Here is a 9,396-nt window from a genome sequence, read left to right on the forward strand (position 1 = left end):
GGGGCTTTGGTAGGTGTAGTCTTTTTATTTTGTGTTGGTCTTGGACGACCCTGACGTCTTTTTTCTTGATATTTTTTTTCATTTCTATATTCAAGAAAAATAATGAGAATAATGAAGAAAATAAAGATAGATAATATAGCCGTTCCAAGCATAGTAGTCCCCTCTAATATTATAATTTATTATAAACTATATCTTATTTAATATTATATTTGCGTTGAAATATATGTGAAAACATGGAATTTTGCTATAATGTTTCAAAAAATAGGGCATAAATAGTATGTTAGTAGATACACATTGTCATTTGGATGATGAACGATATAATGACGATATAGAAGAAGTTTTGAAAAATGCAAGACAAAAAGGTGTAGAGAAATTCATTATACCTGGAGCTGATCCTGAGACTTTACAGCGTGCTGTAGAATTGTCTGAAAAGTATGAAGGTGTTTATTTTGCTGTAGGTGTCCACCCTTACGATGTCCGCAATTATGATAGAAGATATTTGGAACAATTTATCATGCATCCTAAGTGTGTTGCCATAGGTGAATGCGGATTAGACTATTTTAGACTGCCAGAATCAGAAGATGAAATAGAGGAAGAGAAAAAATTGCAAAAAGAGGTTTTTTTAGATCAGATCCTTTGGGCAAAAAAGATGCAAAAACCCTTAATAGTACATATAAGAGAGTCAAGTGCAGATTGTCTGGCTTTACTTGAAGAACACGCAGGAGAAGAAGGTGGAGTGTTGCATTGTTACAATGCAGATGAGTCTTTACTGAAACTCGCAAAAAAGAATTTTTATTATGGGATTGGTGGGGTATTGACCTTTAAAAATGCCAGAAAACTCATCAATGTATATTCTAAAGTTCCTCAAGATAAATTACTCATTGAAACGGATGCTCCATATTTGACGCCACATCCGCATCGAGGAGAAAGAAATGAACCTTCGTATACAACATTTGTTGCAGACAAAATGGCAGAACTTTCAGCACTTAGCAGAACGGAAATAGAAAATTTAAGCACGCTAAATGCTGAAAGGCTTTTTAATATTTAATGCGTAGATTTATAGGGTATTTTAGAACTGTTTTATTGATCCAAATAGTATGTATAAGTACTGCATTTGCCGTACCCTTGGAATACAAGTATCCTAGCTATAGCTATGTATTTAATGAATTTGATGTGGATGAATCCTATCTCTATGATGATCACTTTATCTCTTTTGTCTCAGATCATGAAAAAAAATTAAAATTATTTTATAAACATTCTTTACGAAGAGGTCAAGAGATTTTACCCATGATGCAGGGGCTTCTTGTTGATGATGGTGTGAGTGATCTGTTTATCTATCTTTCCATGGTAGAATCCGGATTTTCCTCAGATGCCATTTCTCCAAAAAAAGCTGTTGGTTTATGGCAATTCATGCCTGCTACAGCTAAACACTATAATCTTACAGTATGCAATAGCTATGATGAGCGATGTGATACAGTCAGTGCCACATCTGCAGCGATAAATTATCTCAATAAACTACATAAACAGTTTGGTAAATGGTATTTGGCAGCATTAGCATACAATTGTGGTGAAGGTCGTCTCAGCAAAGCTATAAAGCGTGCAGGAACAGATGATCTGAGTGTATTGACAGATGGAAACTTGAAGTATTTACCTCGTGAAACACGTCAGTACATGAAAAAGATCCTTCTTGTTGCCATGATTGGTGAGAATCTTTCATTGGGATTCAGCAATGATAACAATGAGAATTTTGATAATCCTCTCATTCAGGTAGAGGTACTTGCAGGAACATCATTAAAAGAGATTGCCGCACTGCTTAAAATGAAAGAAGAAAAGCTTTTAGATCTAAATAGGGGGTTGAAAAATGGTGTTGTACCTCATGATAAAGCTATGCATAAAATTACGATCCCCATAGAAAAAATGTATGCTTTTTATTTACGTTATGAATTGCCTGCAGTGAAAAAAGAGTATAAATCACATATGATCTCACACAATGTAAGTTTAGGTGAGACACTGGAAGATATTGCAATATATTATGAAGCAGATAAGGAAGAGATAAAAACATCAAATCATTTGACAGATGACTTTTTGACTGTAGGTATGCTTTTGGTCATTCCTGTCACTCAAAATGTATTTGAAAAATGTTTAAACAATTTAAATTAGGCTTTGAAAGTAATTATTGTGGCGTATTATATAGATGAAAATAGCAAGCAAAAACAAAGTCAAATAAAGTGATAATATCTGCTTAAAGATTAATGAACTGCAGAGGTATTATGAAGAGACTGGTATCCCCTATATTATTGATAGCCATTTTGGGAATAAGTACTCTTTTTACAGGGTGTGGAACGGAACCTCAAGAGGTTAAACCTACAAAATATACAAGTGCTGCAAGACATAAAGCTACAATGCGTTCCTATAAGGTATTGGGTAAAAGGTACCACCCTACGTATGTAGAAGTTGGACAAGTTATGCATGGGATTTCAAGTTGGTATGGACCCAATTTTCATGGAAAACAGACAAGCAATGGTGAAGTGTATAATATGCATGCAAGAACAGCTGCCCACAAAACCTGGCCAATGGATACAATGGTAAAAGTAAAGAACTTACAAAATGGGAAAAGTACTATAGTGCGAATTAATGATAGAGGACCTTTTGTAAGAGGTCGGATCATTGACTGTAGTTATAAGGCAGGTAAAGAGATAGGGCTAGACAGAATGGGTATCGCCAAAGTTTCTGTTCAAGTGGTCGGATTTGCAGGGAAAGTACAATCTGATGCTACTATTGCCAGAAATAAAAGAGAACATAGACAAGAACGTATTGTTCTCTCTAATTTTGGTGTGCAAGTAGGTGCCTTCAGACGACATGAGGGGGCACAAGTATATAAACGTAAATATACAGGAGTATATGCGCGTTATAAACCTGTGATCAAACGTTTTTCAGATGTGGATGGAGCACCGCTTTATAGAGTATGGCTTATGGGCTTTGGATCTGAACAGGAAGCACGGGACTTTAAAGATAATAATGACCTTGAAGGTGCATTTATCGTAAGAAATTAATCAAAGTAGGAAACAAGATGATAGAAGTAACAAGAGAAACCAAAGAGACACAGATCTCAGTCAAACTTAACCTTTATGGCTCTGGTAAAGCGAATATCAATACAGGTGTAGGTTTTTATGACCATATGCTAGAGGCATTTACGAAACATGCACATATGGATATGGAAGTACAATGTACTGGTGACACACATATTGATGACCATCATACCGTTGAGGATGTAGGTATCGTTATAGGCCAAGCTCTTAAGAAGGCTATTTATCCTGTCCAGAGCATTGAGCGTTTTGGTAATGCAACGGTGGTTATGGATGAAGCAAGTGTTACTTGTGATATTGATCTGTCAAACCGTGGCTTTCTTGTATTTGAACTTCCTATTGGTGGAAAAGTAGGGGACTTTGATGTAGAACTAGTGGAAGAGTTCTTCAAAGCTTTTGCCTTTAATCTACCTTTGACACTTCACTTGATATATAACCGCGGTAAAAACAAACATCACATCATTGAAGGTGCATTTAAAGCACTTGCCGTTGCACTCCGTAGAGCAGTTACTGTAAATGAAAATGCAGGTATTCCAAGTACAAAGGGTGTACTGTGAGTATAGAATTAATTGTACTTGATGTAGATGGAACGATGACGGACAGTCGTATCACATATAGCGAAAATGGTGATGAAATAAAGTCTTTTAATGTCAAAGACGGTTTAGCCATAGCTTCTTGGCGTAAACTTGGTAAGCATGTCGCTATCATAACTGGAAGATCTTCTGATATCGTTGCACGTCGTGCCAAAGAGTTACGGATAGAACACTTTTATCAAGGCATACATAATAAAAAAGAAGTATTGGAATCTCTCTTGGAGAAGATGGATCTAACTATGGATAATGTTGCAGCCATAGGAGATGATCTTAATGACTTGAAGATGCTTAAAGCGGCTAAAATGTCATTTGTACCAAGAGATGCAAGTGCCTATGTAGATAAAATTGCAACGGTGATACTTACAAAAAAAGGTGGAGACGGTGCAGTACGAGAGATGATAGAATATCTTATAATCAAAGAAGGGCTCGAAGAGAAGTATCTGGATCTATGGGGATAAAATTAGAACATATTATAATCGTTAGCATTGTTGGAATTATTGTTGGAGCTTTTATGATAAAAATTCGTAATACACCTCCACCCACTAACGTGTTTACTAAAGAACTTGAATTTACTGACACAACTTTGATAGAAGTTGATACGGGAGATATGAAAAGTCGGGCTTATCTTACATACGGAATTAGAGACAGAGGTATCTTGACATTAGAGAACTTAGTCTACCTCAGTGATAACATAGAATCTCTTTCCGCGAATAATGGTATCTATTATGAAGATAAACTTTATTTAGATGGTGATGTCATTCTTCATGAAAAAGGTGGTTATAAGTATCAGACACAACATGCTATTTATGATCAAAAAACTGAAATTTTAAATATTACAGCACCTTTTATAGGTGTCAAAGGTTTAAATATGATTCAGGGAGAAACTTTAGAGTATGATACACGTAAAAAGAAGGCCTCCGGTTCGACGGTAGGTACAGTGTTTTATACACCTGACAAGTAATAATATGGTACAATCAAATAAAAAGTTATAAAGGATTATTATGAAGTTTTTAAAAATTGCACTACTACTTTTACTCACCCAGAGTCTTTTTGCAGAAAAGGTAGAAATTACCTCTACTTCGATGGAAGCTGAAGATGAAAAAAAAGAAGTACATTTTATAGGTGATGCAAAGATACATAAGGGGAAAGATTGGTTATATGCAGATAGAGTGATCGTCTATTTTGGTGAAAACAATGACACAGAAATGTATGAGGCTATAGGAACTGTGACCTTTGAGTTTAAAAAAGAAGATCAACATTTTAAAGGAAGTGCAGATAAAGTCAAATATCATATTGTTAAATCATTGTATGTGTTAACAGGTAATGCTGTGATAGATGACCTGGCAAATAAAAGTCATGTGAACGGTGATGAGATCATGCTTGACATGACTACGGGTAATGTGAAAGTGCAAGGTGATAAGAAAAAACCTGTTAAGTTTATTTTTGAAATGGAGAATAAAGAGTGAGTGTACCTCGAGTAGTAGAGGCGGAATTTATAAAATCTGCGCAAAGTATCGCAGATTCTTTACCTGAAGATATGAGTGAAGTGGTTTTTTTAGGGCGTTCAAATGTAGGAAAAAGTTCTACGTTAAATTCATTAACGCAAAGAAAGAACTTGGCAAAAAGTTCAGCCACACCAGGAAAAACACAACTGATAAACTTTTTTGAAACAAGATACCTTTATAATGAACAGAGTTATCCTGTACGTTTTGTAGATCTACCAGGTTTTGGATATGCAAAAGTGTCTAAATCACTCAAAGAGGTTTGGCAGAAAAACCTTGTTGAATTCATACAACATCGTGTCTCAATACGTCTTTTCATCCATTTGCGTGATGCACGCCATCCACATGCCAAGATAGATGATGATGTTGAAAGTTATATCTCTGAATTTATTCGACCTGATCAGCAGTATTTGACAGTTTTTACGAAGATAGATAAACTTAATCAAAAAGAGAGAGCCAAATTAAAAAGAGAGTTTCCTGGTTCTATTACGCTCTCAAACTTGAAAAAAAATGGTCATGATAGAGTCCATCAAAATATATTAAAAACGATTTTTGATGTTGGTGACGAAGTCAAAAAAGAAGATAAGGAACATGGGTGATCGAACTTGTTAAAGCAAAATTAAGTGATATCCCTGCAATGCAGACACTTGTTGCTTCTGAAGTAAAGGATGGGATTATTCTCAATCGTACTGAAGATGAAGTAGCAACCAATATACGTTCCTATGTTTTAGCAAAAGATGGTGATAAGCTTGTAGGCTACACAGCTTTGCATGTACATTCTAAAAGATTGGCGGAGATAAGAAGTCTTATTGTTGATGAAGCATATCGTGGGCAAAAAGTTGGTCAGAGCATGGTCCAATTTACATTGGATGAAGCCAAAGATATTGGTGTCGAAGAAGATGTACTTGTTTTAACCTATCTTCCAAACTTTTTTCTAAAACTGAACTTCAAAGAGATCAATAAAGAGGTAATACCTGAACATAAGATCTGGGCAGATTGTATTAAATGTATCCATTTCCCGGTGTGTAACGAAGTAGCTTTAGTCTACAAATTATCTTAGTCTGAGTCTTTAATATGGATCATGTAATCAAAACACAACAGGGCTTGATTTTTTGGCTCTTTGCTGTTGCATTTATCTTTTTTTACCCTATGCTTATCTCTATTTATGTTTTTTTACCTCTTTTGGTAGGTGCTATGGGGTATATGCTAGTGCAGGGACTAGAGAAAGAAAGATCCTCTTTTATCTTGCTTGCTATTGTATATATGATAAATTTAGAAGTGAATCTCTCTCTACCTCTCTTTCTCATTATTATTTCTACTCTGTTGTTTTATGTTATTGTGTATCCTTATTTTAAACATTTTAGAAGATGTCGAATCTGCAGACCGTTATTGAGTGTTGTCGTTTTAGATATGATGTATTTAGGGTGTCTATTTACGTATGATTTTATTTTTCAGACTCAGAGTATTGTTTTAGATGAGATCTTGCTTTATTCTCTTATCGTGGATATGTTGGTTGTGGTGATCCTATGAGATATAAGTTCATACTACTGGTCTTTCTTATTTTCTGGGCTGTTATGATCACACGACTTTATCATGTCAGTATCAAATCAAATTTTTACTATGAAGGATTGGCAAAAGACAATATAGAAAGAAAACAGTTTATTAAACCCGTAAGAGGAGAGATCACAGATCTACATGGAAACCTCCTTGCAATGAACCAGATAGGGTTTTCGCTCTCCCTTGCACCACATTTAAAAGAAAAGAGTCAACAACTAGAAACGGTTATCGATACATTGGTTGAAACCTTTCCTGACCTCAATAAAACAGTGATGCTGAAAGTCTATAAAAAACATAATTCTCCTTATAACCATAAATACATTAAAGTCGTTGATTTTATACATTATTCAAGTATGATGGGTGCTTATCCAAAATTGAGTTTGGAAGAGAATATTAACATAGAAGCTGAGACAAAACGTTATTATCCTTATGGGAGGTATTCAGCACACATTGTTGGTTATACAGGACGATCAAACAAAAAAGAGAATGCAAAAGATACTGTGGTCAATGAAGTGGGAAAAGTAGGGAAGAGTGGTCTGGAGCGTCATTATAATAAAGTGCTGCAAGGAGAACTCGGCTATGAGATCAATAAGGTAACCGCAACAAATAAAGCCATAGAAGTGTTAGAAAAAGAACTTCCAAAAGACAATAAGAACATACGTCTGAATGTGGATATAGGACTCCAAAAAATGATCTATGAACGTTTTGGAGATCATACAGGTGTAGCTATTGTAATGCGGACCAATGGAGAAGTTCTCTCTGCAGTTAGTTACCCTTCTTATGACCCTAATCTTTTTGTAGGGGGTATCAGTACTAAAGACTGGAAAGCCTTGCAGAATGACCTTGCAAATCCTTTTACAAATAAATTTATACATGGGACGTATCCTCCGGGCTCTACTATAAAGATGGGAATGGCACTGGCATTTTCTAAAGCATTGCCTAACTCTCTTGGTGCTCCTGAATATTGTTCTGGACATATCACACTTGGTACGAGTAAACACAAGTTTAGATGTTGGTCAAGATGGGGGCATGGCAAAGTTGAGCTAAGAAAAGCCATACGTGAGAGTTGTGATGTCTACTTTTACAATAAGAGTTTAAAAGTGGGAATAGATGCTATGGCCAAACACCTCCGTACTTTTGGTTTGGGGGTAAAGACCGGTGTTGACCTGCCTAGGGAATATTCAGGTGTCATGCCAGATAAAGCATGGAAGATGAAACGCTTCAAACAGCCATGGTATATGGGAGAGACAGTTATCTCAGCTATCGGTCAGGGGTATGATCTATCCACACCTTTACAGGTGGCACGCTATACAGGTCTGATGGCTACCTCTAAGCTTGCAACACCGCATATCGCAAGAGAAGTTGATGGTAAAAAGATCGAATTGGAAATGCACACATTGGATTTTGACCCATACTACTTAAATGAGATCAGAAAAGGGATGTACGATGTGTGTAATACAAGAAGAGGTACTGCATATAAGGCAATGGGAAAATTGCCTATCGTAGTTGCGGGTAAAACAGGTACTTCACAGGTAACTTCTATTCCTCAATCAACAGTCAAGCGTTTAAAAGAAGAGGAGTTGGCTTATTACCATCGTTCTCATGCCTGGATCACGACTTATGCACCCTATGATGATCCTAAATACATTGTTACGGTATTGGTAGAACATGGTGGGCATGGTGGTAGTACTGCAGGGCCTATTGCGGCAGATATTTATAGATGGCTCTATAAAAAGGGATATTTTTCTAATACAGAAGTAAGTGCAGATATGAATAGCACTAGATAATACTTTACATATTTTGTAAAGTATTATTTAAAAAGAGTCCTAAAATAATAATGAGGCTGATACCTGCGGATTTAGTGTAGAGTTTATTTGCAGTGATAAATACAAGCAATAAAGTTGCAACGATCATTGTAGCGATATCAAAGATATATGCCGGAGCATCGATGCTCATAGGGTTTGTTAAAGCTGCTGCACCAAGTACTATGGTAGTATTTGCCATGTTGGATCCGATAATGTTCCCTATGGCCATATCAACTTTACCTTTGACTGCGGCAGAGATGCTTACAACCAGTTCTGGTAATGAGGTACCCAATGAGATCATGATGATACCTATGATCCACTCTGAGATACCAAAGCTTTTTGCTATTTCTGCTGCACTTTCAACTGTGAAATGTGCTCCTATGACCACTAAAACAAATCCAGATAGAAGCAGAGGTATGGTTTTTGCCCAAGAGAATGTACCTACATCCAGATCTTCCAGATCTTCTTCAGGTATGTTTTTGGCATCTTGAAGAAGAAAGACCAGATACGCACCCATTAAAAGCATTAAAAGTGCGGCATCAAATCTGGAGATCATACCATCAATAATCATTAAGATAAACACAAGTACTGGTACCAGTGCCCATGTGCTGTCTTTTGCAAAGAAGTCTCTGCTTGGATTGATCTTTGTGGCTATAAGGAAGACAGATGCGAGTACCAGTGTGATGTTGAGTACATTGCTCCCTATCACATTGGCTACAGCTATATCAGGTTTATTATTGAGGCTTGCAGCGATACTTGCTGCCATCTCAGGTAAGGATGTACCAAGTGCAATAAGTGTTGCTCCGATAATAAACTCTGGTATGTTAAACTTCAAAGCAATACGTTCACTTTG

At 36.3% G+C, this 9,396-nt stretch carries 12 protein-coding genes; 11 read left to right on the top strand and 1 reads right to left on the bottom strand.

Annotated features, from left to right (window positions below):
* The first annotated feature begins 277 nt into the window (after positions 1–277).
* The 11 genes from WBM70_RS02810 to mrdA all read left to right on the top strand — a co-directional run bounded on the left by WBM70_RS02810 (position 278) and on the right by mrdA (position 8,525).
* Positions 278–1,048: a TatD family hydrolase gene (locus tag WBM70_RS02810; protein ID WP_424556998.1), complete on the top strand. Its 771-nt coding sequence runs from the start codon at positions 278–280 to the stop codon at positions 1,046–1,048.
* Positions 1,048–2,160, top strand: coding sequence for a transglycosylase SLT domain-containing protein (locus WBM70_RS02815; protein ID WP_424556999.1), 1,113 nt, complete (start codon positions 1,048–1,050; stop codon positions 2,158–2,160). The genes WBM70_RS02810 and WBM70_RS02815 overlap by 1 nt, the downstream gene beginning before the upstream one ends.
* Positions 2,161–2,270: 110 nt before the next feature.
* The gene (locus tag WBM70_RS02820; RefSeq protein WP_424557000.1) at positions 2,271–3,053 is read left to right on the top strand and encodes a septal ring lytic transglycosylase RlpA family protein; all 783 of its coding nucleotides are present in this window, start codon (positions 2,271–2,273) and stop codon (positions 3,051–3,053) included.
* A 17-nt stretch (positions 3,054–3,070) separates the two neighbouring features.
* Complete coding sequence (gene hisB, locus WBM70_RS02825; protein ID WP_424557001.1) at positions 3,071–3,643, top strand: imidazoleglycerol-phosphate dehydratase HisB; 573 nt, start codon at positions 3,071–3,073, stop codon at positions 3,641–3,643.
* Positions 3,640–4,137 (top strand): KdsC family phosphatase, encoded by a 498-nt coding sequence (locus tag WBM70_RS02830; RefSeq protein ID WP_424557002.1) that lies wholly within the window; start codon positions 3,640–3,642, stop codon positions 4,135–4,137. Before hisB ends, WBM70_RS02830 begins: the two co-directional genes overlap by 4 nt.
* A gap of 53 nt (positions 4,138–4,190) precedes the next feature.
* A complete protein-coding gene (locus WBM70_RS02835) occupies positions 4,191–4,640 on the top strand; it encodes a hypothetical protein (RefSeq protein WP_424557003.1) in 450 nt (149 codons plus the stop codon).
* A 40-nt stretch (positions 4,641–4,680) separates the two neighbouring features.
* Complete coding sequence (lptA, locus tag WBM70_RS02840; RefSeq protein ID WP_424557004.1) at positions 4,681–5,145, top strand: lipopolysaccharide transport periplasmic protein LptA; 465 nt, start codon at positions 4,681–4,683, stop codon at positions 5,143–5,145.
* On the top strand, positions 5,142–5,780 hold the full coding sequence (yihA, locus tag WBM70_RS02845; protein ID WP_424557005.1) for a ribosome biogenesis GTP-binding protein YihA/YsxC: 639 nt from the start codon (positions 5,142–5,144) through the stop codon (positions 5,778–5,780). Before lptA ends, yihA begins: the two co-directional genes overlap by 4 nt.
* On the top strand, positions 5,777–6,241 hold the full coding sequence (locus WBM70_RS02850; protein ID WP_424557006.1) for an N-acetyltransferase: 465 nt from the start codon (positions 5,777–5,779) through the stop codon (positions 6,239–6,241). The genes yihA and WBM70_RS02850 overlap by 4 nt, the downstream gene beginning before the upstream one ends.
* Positions 6,242–6,255: 14 nt before the next feature.
* Positions 6,256–6,711, top strand: coding sequence for a hypothetical protein (locus tag WBM70_RS02855; RefSeq protein ID WP_424557007.1), 456 nt, complete (start codon positions 6,256–6,258; stop codon positions 6,709–6,711).
* On the top strand, positions 6,708–8,525 hold the full coding sequence (mrdA, locus tag WBM70_RS02860; RefSeq protein ID WP_424557008.1) for a penicillin-binding protein 2: 1,818 nt from the start codon (positions 6,708–6,710) through the stop codon (positions 8,523–8,525). Before WBM70_RS02855 ends, mrdA begins: the two co-directional genes overlap by 4 nt.
* Positions 8,526–8,529: 4 nt before the next feature.
* Here the strand turns inward: mrdA and WBM70_RS02865 are convergent.
* Positions 8,530–9,396, bottom strand: an 867-nt coding sequence (locus WBM70_RS02865) for a calcium/sodium antiporter (RefSeq protein ID WP_424557009.1), incomplete at its 5' end; no start/stop codon positions are given.

Origin of the sequence: Sulfurovum sp., from assembly GCF_049668085.1 — a bacterium.
GTDB lineage: Bacteria > Campylobacterota > Campylobacteria > Campylobacterales > Sulfurovaceae > Sulfurovum.